Annotated in this window: 11 protein-coding genes; 4 read left to right on the top strand and 7 right to left on the bottom strand. The window is 73.4% G+C overall.

The genetic code is table 11. The annotated features are described in order from the left end of the window. The first annotated feature begins 66 nt into the window (after nt 1-66). The gene (locus tag BC793_RS41910; protein ID WP_109602191.1) at nt 67-654 is read left to right on the top strand and encodes a TetR/AcrR family transcriptional regulator; all 588 of its coding nucleotides are present in this window, start codon (nt 67-69) and stop codon (nt 652-654) included. Here BC793_RS41910 and BC793_RS41905 read toward each other — a convergent pair. Further along, nucleotides 608-1,612 (bottom strand): SDR family NAD(P)-dependent oxidoreductase, encoded by a 1,005-nt coding sequence (locus BC793_RS41905; RefSeq protein WP_109602190.1) that lies wholly within the window; start codon nt 1,610-1,612, stop codon nt 608-610. The two genes, BC793_RS41910 and BC793_RS41905, sit on opposite strands and share 47 nt — an antisense overlap. 146 nt (nt 1,613-1,758) lie before the next feature. Here BC793_RS41905 and BC793_RS41900 point away from each other — a divergent pair, with 146 nt between their 5' ends. Together BC793_RS41900 and BC793_RS41895 are read left to right on the top strand one after the other, a co-directional pair. Further along, nucleotides 1,759-2,961 carry a DUF1444 domain-containing protein gene (locus BC793_RS41900; protein WP_109602189.1) on the top strand — a complete coding sequence of 401 codons (1,203 nt, stop codon included), beginning with the start codon at nt 1,759-1,761 and terminating at the stop codon, nt 2,959-2,961. Between the two features lie 94 nt (nt 2,962-3,055). Next, on the top strand, nt 3,056-5,323 hold the full coding sequence (locus BC793_RS41895) for an FdhF/YdeP family oxidoreductase (RefSeq protein ID WP_109602188.1): 2,268 nt from the start codon (nt 3,056-3,058) through the stop codon (nt 5,321-5,323). A 154-nt stretch (nt 5,324-5,477) separates the two neighbouring features. Here the strand turns inward: BC793_RS41895 and BC793_RS41890 are convergent, their stop codons facing one another. Next, nucleotides 5,478-6,437, bottom strand: a complete 960-nt coding sequence (locus tag BC793_RS41890) for a glycosyltransferase family 2 protein (RefSeq protein WP_109602187.1) — start codon at nt 6,435-6,437, stop codon at nt 5,478-5,480. Nucleotides 6,438-6,782: 345 nt separating this feature from the next. On the opposite strand from BC793_RS41890, the gene BC793_RS41885 reads away from it, so the two are divergent. Then, on the top strand, nt 6,783-7,400 hold the full coding sequence (locus BC793_RS41885) for an AAA family ATPase (RefSeq protein ID WP_239170615.1): 618 nt from the start codon (nt 6,783-6,785) through the stop codon (nt 7,398-7,400). Nucleotides 7,401-7,417: 17 nt separating this feature from the next. Here the strand turns inward: BC793_RS41885 and BC793_RS41880 are convergent, their stop codons facing one another. From BC793_RS41880 to BC793_RS52555, 5 genes are all read right to left on the bottom strand, one after another. After that, nucleotides 7,418-8,575: a hypothetical protein gene (locus tag BC793_RS41880; protein ID WP_109602186.1), complete on the bottom strand. Its 1,158-nt coding sequence runs from the start codon at nt 8,573-8,575 to the stop codon at nt 7,418-7,420. After that, nucleotides 8,572-9,186: an RNA polymerase sigma factor gene (locus BC793_RS41875; RefSeq protein WP_109602185.1), complete on the bottom strand. Its 615-nt coding sequence runs from the start codon at nt 9,184-9,186 to the stop codon at nt 8,572-8,574. Before BC793_RS41875 ends, BC793_RS41880 begins: the two co-directional genes overlap by 4 nt. A 137-nt stretch (nt 9,187-9,323) precedes the next feature. Then, nucleotides 9,324-10,673 (bottom strand): glycosyltransferase family 39 protein, encoded by a 1,350-nt coding sequence (locus BC793_RS41870; protein WP_109602184.1) that lies wholly within the window; start codon nt 10,671-10,673, stop codon nt 9,324-9,326. Between the two features lie 178 nt (nt 10,674-10,851). Then, on the bottom strand, nt 10,852-11,778 hold the full coding sequence (locus tag BC793_RS41865; protein WP_239170614.1) for a PfkB family carbohydrate kinase: 927 nt from the start codon (nt 11,776-11,778) through the stop codon (nt 10,852-10,854). Nucleotides 11,779-11,819: 41 nt separating this feature from the next. After that, entirely contained in the window at nt 11,820-13,958 is a 2,139-nt protein-coding gene (locus tag BC793_RS52555) for an ATP-binding protein (RefSeq protein ID WP_275416301.1), read from the bottom strand. Nucleotides 13,959-13,982: the final 24 nt, after the last annotated feature.

Here is a 13,982-nt window from a genome sequence, read left to right as displayed (position 1 = left end):
CACACGGAAGTGGCGGACGGGACCGCAGAAGGCTGGTGGGGCATCCCGCGGCCTACGATCGGGGGCATGGTCAGGCGCAGCGGCGAGGCGACTCGCGGGGAGATTCGTGCCGCGGCGGCCCGTCTGTTCCGGGAGCGTGGTTTCGCGCGGACGTCCGTTCGGGACATCGCCGCCCAGGCGGTGACGAATCCGGCACTGGTGATCCGCCATTTCGGTACCAAGGAGTTGCTCTTCCTCGACACGATGCAGTTCACCATCGACGACGAGCCGCTGCTGGACGTCCCGCTGGAGCGGTTCGGTGAGCGGTTCATCGAGGTGCTGCTCTCCGACGACGACATCCGCGGGGTCTATCTCGCGCTGCTCCGGGGCAGCAACGAGGACCGGATCCGCGACCGGCTCCAGGCGATCCACGAGCGCACCTTCGTCGCACCGGTCCGGGCCCGGCTCTCCGGCCCGGACGCCGACATCCGGGCCCGGATCGCCGCGGCACTGGTCGGCGGGCTGCTCTACGCCCTGTGGGTGGTCGAGGACGAGGGCCTGGTGACGGCCGACCGCGGTGAGCTGATCGCCCACTACGGCGCGCTGCTCCAGCAGGCCCTCGCCGGCCCTACTGGACCGACCAGCCACCGTCCGACGGCAGCACCACCCCGTTGAGGTTCACGCCGTCGTCACTCAGCAGGAAGGTGATCGACGCGGCCAGGTGCCCGGCGAGCGCCACGCCCGGGATGAGCTGGAGGAACGGGCCGGTCCGCGCGCGGCCGAACTCGGACTGGCCGACCGGTGCCATCCCGGTGGCCACCCCGCCGGGGGCGACCGCGTTGGTACGGATGCCCTCCTGCCCGTACATGAAGGCGATGTTCTTGGTGATGCCGATGACCGCGTGCTTGGAGGCGGTGTAGGCGACACCGGCCGCGTTGCCCCGCAGCCCCGCCTCGGAGGCGATGTTGACGATCGCGCCACGCCCGGCCGCCAGCATGACCGGGACGACCGCACGGGTCAGGCGGAAGAGGCCGTCGACGTTGACCGCGAACACCTTCTCCCAGATCGCGTCCGAGGTCTCGTGGATCGGGCTGAAGTCGTCGACCACCCCGGCCACGTTGGCGAGCCCGTCGATCCGGTCGCCGGCCGCGGCCACCACACGGGTGATGTCGTCGGCCCGGGTGATGTCGGCGGTCACCGCGACGAACGAGTCGCCGAGCTCGGCCCGGGCCTCGGTCAGCTTGTCGGCGGTGATGTCGACGCCGATCACCCGGCCGCCCTCCCGGACGATGCGGGAGGCGGTGGCGCGGCCGATGCCGGAGGCCGCGCCGGTCACGATCACGGTCCGGCCGATGAACCGGCCCGCGACGATCTGCTCGGTCCAGCCGGTCTCCTCGGCGGCCTCCGGGGCGACCCCGCCGTTGACCCGCAGGACCAGCTCGTCGACCGCCGCCTGCGGCATCTTCCCCTGGCTGAGCTCGACCATCTGTTGCAGCGGCAGGCCGCGGATCGGCGCCAGCATCGAGGGGTCGGCACCACCGGCGGCGAGCAGTCCGCCCAGCGCGGGGCCGCCCTCCGGGTGGTCCAGCCATTCGCCGATGGTGCTCGCGGCAGTCAGTGGCCTGTTCGTCATCTGGGGGTCCCTTCGTCAGACGGTGCTTCGGTGGGGCGGGGCCGAAGTGAACTTAGTTTACTTTCGTTGCCCGGGTAACCCCGGGTTTCGCCGGGTCCCCCACCCGGCGCCCGATGGCCGGACCGCAAGTCCGTTAGGGTCCTCCAATGGGATTGCTGGACAGGTTCGCCGGTTCGCCGCGCCGCCGCTTCGCCCAGCTCGCACTCCGGGTGGCCCGGCGCACCCCGGGTGTGGAGCGCGCGGTCTATCAGGCGGACGAGTTCGCCATCGCGATCCACCGGACCGGGGCCGACAGCCCCGCCCACCTGTATCTGGCCAACGTCTACCGGGAGACGGCCGACGCCTCCCCGGCGGAACGCCGGGAACGGCTGGAGAGACTCCTGCGGCTGATGACGCCGATGCCGGAGGACAGCTGGGAGACGGTACGCCCGAAGCTGCGCCCCGTGTTGCGCCCGGTGACGTTCGGCGTGGCCGGGCCTCCCGGGATGCGCCCGCCACTGTCCCGCCCGGCGATGCCGTTCCTCCGGGAGCTGGTCGTCATCGACGCCCCCGACGCGATGGCCTACATCCTCCCGGACCGCATCGAGGAGTGGGGCGTCGACGTCGACGAGGTGTTCGCGGTGGCCCGGGGCAATCTGGCCGCGATCGCCCGCGACAGCCTGGACCGGCAGTGGCGCGACGGCTCGGCGATCAGCATGTTCGACGACGGCGACGGCTACTTCACGTCGCTGCTGCTGTCGCCCGGCTGGCTGGCCGAGGCGGGGGAGCGGATGGGCGGGCCGGTCATCGCCTTCGTGCCGGACAACAACACCCTGCTGGTGGCGCCCCTGCCGGAGGACGGGATCGAGCATGTCTACGCGATCGTCGAGCACAGCTTCGGCGAGGCGGTCCGCTACCTGTCCCCGGTCGGTTACGTCGCCGGGCCACAGGGGCGCGCGGTGCCGTACGCTCCACCGCCCGGCCACCCGCACCACGCCGCCGCCCGCCGCGCCGGCGCGGTCCTGGCCCTCACCGAGTACTCCAACCAGACCGAGTGGCTGTCCACCCAGTACGCGAAGGCCGGCGTCGACACCCACATCGGCCACCTGATCGCGGTGGAGCAGCCCGGCGGCGGCCCGGCGGAGACCATCGCCACGTGGCCGGCGGGGGTGAGCGCGCTGCTGCCCCGGGCCGACTCGATCGCCTTCGCCCACCCGGACGGCGGTGTCGACTTCCGCGTCCCCTGGCACATCGCCGAGGAGCACACCGGCCTGGTGCCGGAGCCGCTGCTGGCCCCGCTCCGTTATCGCGTCGACGGCTGGCCCGACCCGGCGGTTCTCGGCGAACTGCGCCGGCGCCGCGCCGACTGACGGCACCTCTCGGCTTGTCGATACCGCCGCGCCGGGCGCACGCTCGTCGGTAGAGACTGCATGCGACGTACGGCGCCAACCACCGGGAGGTCCGATGCCGGCTTTCGACGACGAGGAGGCGCACCTGCGGGTGGGCCCGCCGGCCGACCACGCGGCCGGGCTGGAGGCGGTGCGGTTGAGCCTGGCCAACGCCGTGAGCAAGATGGGTGTCCGCAAGACCGCCCGCAACCTGGCGGTGCTCAACCAGCACGACGGCGTCGACTGCATGAGCTGCGCCTGGCCCGACCCGTCCGGTCGCCGGCACACCGCCGAGTTCTGTGAGAACGGGGCGAAGGCGGTCTCCTGGGAGGGCCAGCGGGACACCGTCGGGCCGTCGTTCTTCGCCGAGCACTCGATCGCCGACCTGGCCGGGCGCACCGACCACTGGCTGGAGAAGCAGGGCCGGCTGACACACCCGATGATCCGGCGGGACGGCGGCAGCCACTACGAGCCGCTCTCGTGGGCCGAGGCGTTCGCCGTCATCGGCCGGCATCTCCAGGAGCTGGACAGCCCGGACCAGGCGGCCTTCTACACCTCGGGGCGGGCCAGTAACGAGGCGGCCTTCGTCTACCAGCTGCTGGCCCGCGCGTTCGGCACCAACAACCTGCCGGACTGTTCGAACATGTGCCACGAGTCGACCGGCACCGCCCTGGTGCGCACCATCGGCATCGGCAAGGGCTCGGTCACCCTCGACGACCTGCACCGGGCCGACCTGATCGTGGTCTCCGGGCAGAACCCCGGCACCAACCACCCGCGGATGCTCACCGCTCTGGAGATCGCCAAGCGCGACGGCGCGAAGATCCTGGCGATCAACCCGCTGCCCGAGGCCGGGCTGATCCGCTTCGACAACCCGCAGAAACCGCGCGGCCTGGCCGGCCGGGGGACCCCGCTGGCCGACCGGCTGCTGCGGATCCGGTCCAACGGCGACCTGGCCCTCTGGCAGGCACTCGGCCACCTGCTCCTGAAGAAGGGGGTCGCCGACCGGGAGTTCATCGGTGCGTCCACGGTCGGGTTCGACGAGTGGGCCGCGCACGTCGCCGGGATCGACCGCGACCAGGTCCTCGCCGCCACCGGACTGACCTGGGACGAGATCGAGGCCGCCGCCGACATGCTGGCCGGCGCCGAGCGGATCGTGCACTGCTGGGCGATGGGGATCACCCAGCACCGCAACGCCGTCGCCACGATCAAGGAGTTCGTCAACGTCGCCCTGCTCCAGGGCATGATCGGCAAGCCCGGTGCGGGACTCTGTCCGGTCCGCGGGCACTCCAACGTGCAGGGCGACCGCAGCATGGGGATCTGGGAGCGGCCGTCGGCCCTGTTCCTGGACCGGCTGCGTGACGAGTTCGGGTTCGAGCCGCCGCGCGAGCACGGGCACGACGCGGTCGACACGGTCCGGGCGTTCCGGGACGGACGGGCGAAGGTGTTCATCGCCCTCGGTGGCAACTTCGTCGGCGCCATGTCCGACACCGAGGTCACCGCCGCCTCGATGCGCAACGCGGCACTGACCGTCCAGGTGTCCACCAAGCTCAACCGCAGCCACGTGGAGGCCGGCCGGACCGCGCTGATCCTGCCCACCCTGGGCCGTACCGAACAGGACCGGACCGGCGGCCGGGTGCAGCGGGTCACCGTGGAGGACTCGATGTCGGCGGTGCACGCCTCCCGCGGGCGCTCCGATCCGGCCGGGCCGCTGCTGCGCTCCGAGGTCGACATCGTCTGCGGCATCGCCGCGGCCGCGCTCGGCGACCGGCACGGCATCCCGTGGGACGGGTTCGCCGCCGACTACGAACAGATCCGGGAGCGGATCGGCCGGGTGGTCCCGGGCTGCGACGACTACGCCGCGAAGATCCGGGCCGGCGGGTTCACCATGCCGCACCCGCCGCGCGACTCGCGGACCTTCCCGACGGCCGAGGGCCGGGCCGTCTTCACGGTCAGCCCTCTTGAGGTGATGACCGTCCCGGAGGGCCGGCTCGTGCTCCAGACGCTGCGCAGCCACGACCAGTTCAACACCACGATCTACGGGCTCGACGACCGGTACCGGGGGATCCGCTCGGGACGCCGGGTGGTCTTCATCAGTGCCGCGGACCTGGCCGAGCTGGGTTTCGCCGCCGGCGAGACGGTCGACCTGGTCTCCGAGTGGGCCGACGGCGTCGAGCGGCGGGCCGAGCGGTTCCGCCTCGTCGAGTACGACACCCCGAAGGGCTGTGTGGCCGCCTACTACCCGGAGACCAACCCGCTGGTGCCGCTGGACTCGCAGGCCGAGGAGAGCGGCACCCCCACCTCCAAGTGGGTCCAGATCCGCCTGGAACGCATCGCCGCCGCCTGACCCGCCCGGCCGCCTTCTGGCGAGGCCGGCCGCCGTCTGACGTGGCCGGCCGCCGTCTGAGGTGGCTGGTCGTCACCGCTGTCTCAGCGCGGCTGAGACAGCGGTGACGACCAGCTGAGGAACTGACGTGGCCCGGCGGTGACGGCCGGGGGCGTCAGATCGTGCCGTCGGTGCTGGTGCCCTCGAAGACGGCGGCCAGCGTCTCGACGCCGCCACCCCAGGCGGCGGCGGCCACCGCAGCCACCACGGTCGCGGCGCGCAGCGCGTGATACATCCCGCGGCCGGTGCCGGCGTCGGCCAGGTTGCGGGCCACCGCCCGGGGGAGGATACGGCGCAGATAGTCCTTCTCCGCGCCGAGTTCCTGGTCCTTCGGCATCAGCCCGGCCATCTGCACCTTGCCCCGGCCCTCGGCGTAGCAGCGCCGCATCAGGAACCCGAACGTCGACCGCTCGGCCGGCACCTCGTGGTCGATGGTGGCGCCCGGGACGTACATCCACCGGCCGCCTTTGGCCGAGCTCATCCGCAGGCACAGCTCGGTGTCCTCGGGCCGGTTCTGGTCACCCAGCTTGCCGAACCCGGCGCGGAAGCCGCCGACCGCGAGGAACGCGTCCCGCCGCACGATCATGTTGGCCGACCAGACGTTGCGGATCGGGGCGGTGCGCGTCGGCATCCCGGTGTAGGAGACACCGACCGCCCACAGCAGCTCGTCCGGCATCCACGTGGGACGCCGCGCGGCCCAGGCGGGGATGATGCCGCCGCCGGTGCCGACCACCGACGGGTCGGCGAACGGTGCCAGCTGCCCGGCCAGCCAGCGGGGACTGGCCACCGTGTCGTCGTCCAGGAACGCGATGAACGGCGTCCGGGTGTGGAAGGCGCCGGTGTTCCGGTTCCCGGAGGCGCCGCGGGCGTACGCGTTCTCCAGGACGGTGACGCCGGGGAACTCGCGCCGGACCCGCCCGGCCATCTCCGGGTTGTGATCCACCACGACCACGATCTCGGCGGCCCGGTGGGTCTGGGCGTGAGCCGAAGCGACCGTCCTGGCCAGGGACGCCCAGCGTTTCTCGGTGTGTGTCGGTATGACGATGCTGACGTCGGTGCTGCTGCCGGGCTCCACGAGATCGACTCCTAGGTACGGGGGAGGGGCGAAGCGTGGCGGACCTTCCTGTGGTGAACCTGTGGATCACGGGTCGTGTCGATGGCGGATCTGTGAGCCCGGTCGCCCCCGAAACGCCCGTTCCCCGGGTCGGGTGAGCAACGGCGGTATATCCCCGGGCCGGCACTCCCGAACGGAAGAAAGTGATCACGCAGAGTGAGCGCGGAGGATGATCCCTCTGAATCTGATCTGATGGACGCGGGCGGGACGCCGAGCCGGTCGAACGGCCTGGCCGGAGTCCACCCCCGCCGCGTACGTTCCGGGGCGGGCGTCGATCCCCCGGCCCCTCGATCCGAAGGTCCTCCGATGCGCAACCCGATCACCCGGCCGCTGCCGGCCCCGGCCGGCCCGCCGCACGACCTGAGCGACCCGTCCGCACTCGGCGAGGCCGTCACCACGGTGGTGAACTGGGCCCGGGCCACCCCGCCGGACGGGCGCCGGCGGGTGATCGCGGTCGAAGGGCGGTCCGGGGCCGGCAAGACCACCCTGGCCGGGGGCGTCGCGGAACGGCTCGGCGCGCCGCTGATCCACATGGACGACCTGTACGCCGGATGGGACGGCCTCCGGCAGGGCGTCGACGCGTTACGTGCCTGGGTGCTGGAGCCGCTCGCCGAGGGCCGGCGGGCCGTGTGGCGGCGCTTCGACTGGGCGGCGGGCGCCTACGCCGAGGAGCACCCGGTGCCGGACGGCGACTGGCTGGTCGTCGAGGGCGTCGGCGCGGGTGGGCGGGTGCTCCGGCCGTACCTCTGGCGGCTGGTCTGGGTGGACGCCCCCACCGCGGAGCGTAGGCGGCGGGCCCTCGCCCGGGACGGGGAGACCTATGCCCCGCACTGGGACCGCTGGGCCCGGCAGGAGGACGCCTTCTACGCGGCCGATCAGGTCCGTGCGAACGCGGACCTGATCGTCGGGAACCCCGGCGCCTGATCGCCGGCCGCCGGGTCTCACTCCCGTAGGGCGTACTCGTCGAGTCGCGGATCATCGGCCGGAAGCCGGCGGAGGCCGGCGAGGATCGCCCGGACGTCGTCGGCGTCGCCCTGGACGTCGGCGACGACCCGGATGCCCGCCTGTGGCTCGTAGTAGATCTGCGCGGACCAGTCGATCTCGGGACGACCGGCCAGGTCGCCGAGCCGCAGGCCGGGCCGGATCTCGGCGGCCAGCGGGAGCAACCGGTCGCTGTCGGCCGAGATGACACGTTCCCGGCCGCCGACGGAGAACCTGATGTGCCAGGCCTCGAACGACGTCTGCGGCGGGTACGGCCGGCCGGTCCGCAGGTGCAGAACCCGCAGCCCCGGTGCCTTGCCGGCGCCCCACACGACCTGGTCGCCGTCGGTGCCGACCGCGGCCATCAGTTGCCTCGCCCGGTCCAGGGAGTACCCGGCCACCGATGCCTGCCAGTGCCTGCCCCGCTCGTCGGACCAGAGCCAGGAGTAGGTCGTCCGGTCCTCCTGGTGGAATGCGTACCGGACGGCCGGCCGGCCGTTGAGGACGTCCTCGGCGCGGGTCGGTGCCGGGACCGCCTGGGGGCCACCCTCGTAGGAGATCCGGTCGACCGGCCCGTTCACCCACACGCCGCCCCGCATCACGCCTTGATCGTCGAAGTCCCCGGCCACCAGCGACGGGGTGACGCAGGCCGCCGGGCCGGTCGAATCGCGAGCGAACACGTCGAGGAGCTGCCAGCCGGCCGGCACCACCGTCGGGAACAACCGCACCTCCGCCCGGTCCGGCCGGATCCGCCGGGCATGACCCTCGTGGTTTCCGTCGCAGCTCAGCGTGCCGTCGGCGGCGACCGCCGCGGTGATCAGCCGATCCTCCCCACGGTCGTGCATCCCCGGCCCGAGGATCGTGACGCCCAGGGACACGCTCACCGCGGCGACGGTCAGACCGGCGAGCACGGCGATCCGCCGACCGCGGCGTGGCCCGGCGAACAGAACGCCGGGCAGGCCGGTCCGGCGCCGCGCGGGTGCACCGGTCCGCGCGGCGACGTCTCGCCGGGTGTCGACGGCGGCCCTGATCGCGGCGAGCCGCTCCCGGTCACCGGGCTCAGCGCCCGGAACCGGGTTCGCCGCGAGCAGGCCGGCCGGCAGTTGATCACGGCTCATCGGGGGCCTCCTGGTGTGGTCGCGGGAAAGGTGGCAGCGGATCGGGCCTCCGGAACGGTGGGGCCGGCCCCACCGACGGCCCGCCCGGCAGTGGGCGGGGGTGTTGCGGGCCGGGGTGCGGTGTCGTCGGCGAGGCGTTTCATGGCGGTCCGCAGGCGTTGCCGGGCCCGATGCAACCGAACGGCCAGAGTCGCCCGTGAGCACCCGAGCGCTGCGGCTGCCTCGGGCCGGCTCAGACCGTCCCAGGCGAGGAGCATCAGCAGCTCACGGTCGTCGGCCGGCAGTTCGGCGAGCGCCCGCCCGGCCCGCCCGTCGTCGCCCGTCTCCGGGACCCCGGTCCGCTGCTCCCGGGCGAGCCGGTCGTGGAGCGCGTCCCGCCGTCGCTCGCTGCGGCGCAGGTTGGCGGCGACCTTGCGGGCCACCCCGAACAGCCATGGCCGGGCCGCTTCCGGAACGTCACCGAGCCGCCGCCAGGCGATCACGAAGGTCTCGGCGACGACCTCGTCGGCCTGCTCGCCGTCGACCCGTCGCCGGGCATATGCCAGCACCGCGGCCGCATGCTCCCGCCACAGCCGGTCGAACCGCTCCTCGCCGGCAGCATCGTCGCCCACCGCGCCTCCCCGAGACTCCCGAACACCCTGCCACTTCTGTCGGTGTCCGGAGAACGGCCCGGCATTACCGCCACGAGCGGCGGGATTTCCGGCGGCTGCCGACCGGGGACGATCGAGTCGCCGTGCGGGCGGCCCGCCTAACGGGCGGTGCGCTCCATCAGCGTGATCCCGAGCAGCGGGTGGCTCCAGCGCTGCACCACCCGGTACGAACCGCCGATCCGGGCCCGTTTGGCGTCCGACATGTCCGCCAGCGGATCGGCCGGCGAGTCGACCCGGATGATCCAGATCCGGGCCGGTGAGCCCAGGCAGGTGGCCTGCGGGCACTCCCGGGCGAGGAACCGCCCGTCGGCCCGCTGCCCGGCCACGGCGAGAACGTCCGCGGGCCGCGGATCCCGCAGATAGCGCGCCCACATGTCCCGCGGCGCCCATCCGATGCTGGACGGCCCGTCGGGGAACACGGCGACGTCGCCGGCCCGGTACCGGGGCTGGACGATCGGGGCGATCCGGGCCGAGTCCTGCCCGTGCCCGGCCGGCTCCCGGATGTCGACCTGGGTGGGCCAGCCGAGGAGCGCGACCAGCCCGATGATCGCGGTGGTCCGGGTGCCGGCACCGCGGGCGGCGAGGACGACGAGCGCCGGCATGGCGACGAGCACGTACCGGGGCACCCAGATCTCGGCGACGGTCCCGACGGCGAGCAGCAGTGCGGGCGGCACGAACCCGGCCGCGGCGAGCGTGAGCCCGATCCGGTCACGGCGCAGCCCGACGACGGCGAGGGCGAGCACCATGCCGCCGGCGATCGCGGAGACGAAGAGCTGCGCGGGCAGCAGGCGCAGCGTCTGCACGCCGACCGGGCTGATCCAGGAGATCTGCGCGGTCTGGCGGGTGGCGTACAGCAGCAGGGCGGCCGCGGGCAGCCCGCCGACGACGGTGGCGGGCAGCCAGAAGCGCCACGTCCGAACCCCGGCGAGGGCGTGACCGGCGACCATGAGCAGGGCGCTGAGCGGGTGGAGGAGACCGGTGGCGGCGACGGCGGCCGCGTAGACCGCGGCGCGGCCCGGACCCGGCCGCTCGAGGAGGCGGATCAGCGCGAGGAGGGCGAGCGCGGCGCAGAGCACGGCGATGGCGTACGGCCGCGCCTCCTGCGCGTAGCGGGAGGTGACCGGCAGCACCGCCCACAGCAGTCCGGCCAGCAGCCCGACGGTGTCCCCGGCGGCCCGGCGGCCGAGCTCGGCGACGACCACGGCGGTGAGGACGGCGGCGATCAGCGACGGCAGGCGCAGCGCGAGCGTGCCGGTCCCGGCGAACCCGGCGAACACCTTCAGTGCCGCGTAGTACGGCGTGACGACCGCATCCACCGACCCGCCGAGGCGCCACAGCTGCTCCCAGTCGAGGCGGACCGCCCCCCACGTGGCGAGTTCGTCGGCCCAGAGCGACGCCCCGGTCGCCCGCCAGCCGCCGATGATCGCCGTGACCAGCGGCGGGAGCACCCATACGAGGGGCCGGAGCCGAAGCCCCGGGAGGGTCCGGACGGGGTTCGGTGCGGTGACGACGCTGATGACGGGCTCCCGGGCACGGCTGCGGAGCGATCAGCCTAGGCACCGGGGTGGTAGGTCGCCGCCCGTCCGGGCCGAACTTCCCGTGAACGTCCGGTGCACCCGGCGGAGGTCAGCCGGCGAGCACCGGGGTGAGCCGGACCCGGTCGGCGAGTTCGACGATGGCGTCGTGACGGCCGGTGCCGAGGCCGTGCCGGGTGACGTTGAGGGCGCCGGCCGCCGCGCCGGTGCGGACCGCCTCCTTCAGGTCACCGCCACCGGCCAGGACGGTGGCGGCGCCCGCGGTCATCGAGTCGCCGGCGCCGCGGTGCTCGACGACCTGCAACGCCGGCAGGTCGACGAGCAGTGCCTCGCCGTCGAGCAGCGCGATGCCGGGCCGGTCGGCGCGGCTGATCAGCACCGATCCGGCGCCGTCCTCGTGCAGGCCCCGCGCGGCGGCCACCAGTGCCTCGTCGCTGTCGTCGGCGGCCCGCCCGGCGTCGATCAGCTCCTCGTGGCTGATCTTGAGGAAGGCCACACCGCCGTCGAGGACCGAGGTGAGATGGTCACCGGACAGGTCGGCGACCACCGTACGGCCATGGGTGCCCAGGTCGGCGGCGAGCCGGCGGTACACCTCGGCGGGGACGACCTCGGGGGCGGCCGGCCCGCTGAGGATGCTGATGTCGGCGCGCAGCCCTTCGGCGAGGGTGGTGCTGTACAGCTCGTCCAGGTCGTGGCGGCCGAGCGGGTCGCCGGCGAACTCGGCCACGGTGTCGCGCGACCCGTCCCGCCGGTCGTGGACGTACCATCCGGTGCCGCTCTGGCGCTGCACCGCCCGTACCGTCATGTTCTCGTTGTTCATCAGTGCCGCGGCGACCGCGCCGATCTCGCCGCCGACGGCGGCGCAGAGGGTGACCGACGCGCCCAGCCCGGCGCACATCCGGGCCTGCCAGACACCCTGCCCGCCGGGATGGACGTGCAGTTCCGGGCGATCGCCGGGCTGCTGCTCGATGGTCACCGTGAGCTGCGGGACCGGGGCGAAGACCATTACCGTCGGCATGCGGGCCGTTTACCCAGCTCAGCGCATATAAACCCGGGGTCTCAGACGGTGTGCGCGTTGTCCTGCAGTTCTCGTTCGGCGGCCACCCCGGGGACCGTGAAGACGAAGATCGTTCCGCCGCCCGGATTGGGCATGGCCTCGATGTGACCGCCGTGGCGCTCCACGATCCGGCGGCAGATGGCCAGCCCGAGCCCGGTCCCGGGCATCGCCGTGCCGTTGCTGGCACGGTGGAAACTGTCGAAGACGGCGGCGTGCTCGCCGTCCGGGATGCCGATGCCCCGGTCCGCCACCTGCACCCGCACCGCGCCCGAGCCGTCCACCCGGGCCGTCACGTCGATCCGCGGCGCCTGACCCGGCGGCGTGTACTTGATCGCGTTACCCAGCAGGTTGTCCAGCACCTGCCGCAGCAGCACCCGGTCGCCCCGCACCCGCGGCAGCGCCCCGACGAACACGTCCGGCCGGCAGCCGGTCGCATCCGGCGCGTCGGTCCGGGCCGTCACCACGTCGTCGACCAGCTCCCGCAGGCCCACGTCCTCGACCCGCATCGTCGCGTCCCGCGCCGCCGTGTAGTCCAGCAGCTCCATGATCAGTGTGTGCATCCGGTCCGCGCCGGCCATCACGCGGCCGGCGCTGCGCAGGGCGTCCGCCACCGCCGCCGGATCGGGGTCGGCCAGCGCCTCGACGATCAGCTCCGCGTACCCGCGTATCGCCGCCAGCGGTGCCTTCAGGTCGTGCGCCACCACCCCGGCGAACCCGCGCAGCTCGTTCTCCACGTGCTTGCGGTCGGTGATGTCGTGGAAGACCGCGACCGCCCCGCGCTCCCCGGCCGCGCTCTCGATCGGCCGGGCCGAAACGCTGATCACCCGGTCCTCCGGGTGCGCCGGATTACGGACCAGCATCTCCACCTGCTCACTGCCCTCCCCGTTCAACGCCCGGGTCAGCGGCAGTTCCTCCGGCGGGTACTCGGTGACACCGTCCAGCCGGTACAGCCCGAACTGGTCCTTCCAGCCGCCCGCCGCCATCAGCTCGGCGTGCCGGCCGAGGATGCGCCGGGCCGCCGGATTGTGCAGCAGGAACCGCCCGTCCGGCCCGACCACGCCGACACCGTCACTGATCCCGTCCAGCACCGCCAGCAGCAGCTCGGCCTGCCGGCGGGACTCCTCCTCACCGGCCAGCAACTCCTCGGTCGCCCGCCGTACCCGTTCCTCGGCCCGCTCCCGGCCGGCGACCAGCACCCACACCAGCAGCGTCAGCAGCGTCGTCAGAGCGAGGCCGCCCCCGACGACCGCCGACGGAAGTCCGCTGGTCGCCCCGGGCAGCCGGTCCCTCACCGCGCCCAGATGCAGGGTCCACGTGCCGTCGGCGACGGGCACGACGACCGTACGGATGAGATCGCGCTCTCCCTCGACCTTCGCCCGCAGCGAGGCGACGGTCAGCTCGCGCCGCTCCGGATCGTCGGCGTGCAGTGTCAGATCCAGCAGGTTCTGCCCCGCCCGGGCCAGGGTGGCGCCCATGAAATCCTGGCCGCGGACGCCGAGCAGCACCCACCCCAGGAACCGCCGCTGCTCGCCCTGATAGACCGGGGCGGCCAGGACGAACGAGTTCTGCCGCTCCTCCGGTGGCTTCCTCGCGTCGACGAGCAGCTGGTACGTGTCCGAGACGGCCACCGTGCCGCTGCGGCGTGAAGCGGCCAACGCGGCGGCCGGCGCCTCGCCCCGCATCAGGTCCAGTCCCGGCGTGAGGACGCTGCCGTCCAGCGAGGTCAGGTAGATCGAGAAGGCGTGGTCGCCGTGGCCGTACGGGTCGAGGACGAGGTCCGGCGCCCCCCGCTCCCGCCACAGGCTCTGCACCTCGCCGATCCGGTCGTCGGCGGCCGGTACGACGAAGGCGATGGTGCTCGCGCCGGCCAGCTTCATCGACTTCAACGGTTCGGTCAGGGCCGCGTACTCCGAGCGGGTCAGCACCTCCTGGGCCCCCGCCGCGGCCGCCGTGGTGAGCAGGGTGTCGACGTAACGCTGTGTCTCGGTGCGCACGGCCTCGGCGGCGGCGGCGGAGCGGCGGTCCATCTGGACCTCGCCGTTGGCGGCGTCGTGCCGTTCCAGGACGGCGCCGACGCCGAACGTCACCCCGCATCCCACCGCCGCCATCAGCGCGCTGATGGCCGCCCGCCTGCCTCTCACTCCTGCCTTATCGGGCGTCCCGGT

This window comes from Actinoplanes xinjiangensis, from assembly GCF_003148685.1.
Lineage (GTDB): Bacteria > Actinomycetota > Actinomycetes > Mycobacteriales > Micromonosporaceae > Actinoplanes > Actinoplanes xinjiangensis.
This window is presented reverse-complemented; position numbering and strand designations above follow the sequence as displayed.

What these genes read in the sequence shown, in the direction of transcription:
- BC793_RS41910 (WP_109602191.1), top strand. Translation starts at nt 67, where the DNA reads ATGGTCAGGCGCAGCGGCGAGGCGACTCGCGGGGAGATTCGTGCCGCG.
- BC793_RS41905 (WP_109602190.1), bottom strand. Translation starts at nt 1,612, where the DNA reads ATGACGAACAGGCCACTGACTGCCGCGAGCACCATCGGCGAATGGCTG.
- BC793_RS41900 (WP_109602189.1), top strand. Translation starts at nt 1,759, where the DNA reads ATGGGATTGCTGGACAGGTTCGCCGGTTCGCCGCGCCGCCGCTTCGCC.
- BC793_RS41895 (WP_109602188.1), top strand. Translation starts at nt 3,056, where the DNA reads ATGCCGGCTTTCGACGACGAGGAGGCGCACCTGCGGGTGGGCCCGCCG.
- BC793_RS41885 (WP_239170615.1), top strand. Translation starts at nt 6,783, where the DNA reads ATGCGCAACCCGATCACCCGGCCGCTGCCGGCCCCGGCCGGCCCGCCG.
- BC793_RS41880 (WP_109602186.1), bottom strand. Translation starts at nt 8,575, where the DNA reads ATGAGCCGTGATCAACTGCCGGCCGGCCTGCTCGCGGCGAACCCGGTT.
- BC793_RS41865 (WP_239170614.1), bottom strand. Translation starts at nt 11,778, where the DNA reads ATGCCGACGGTAATGGTCTTCGCCCCGGTCCCGCAGCTCACGGTGACC.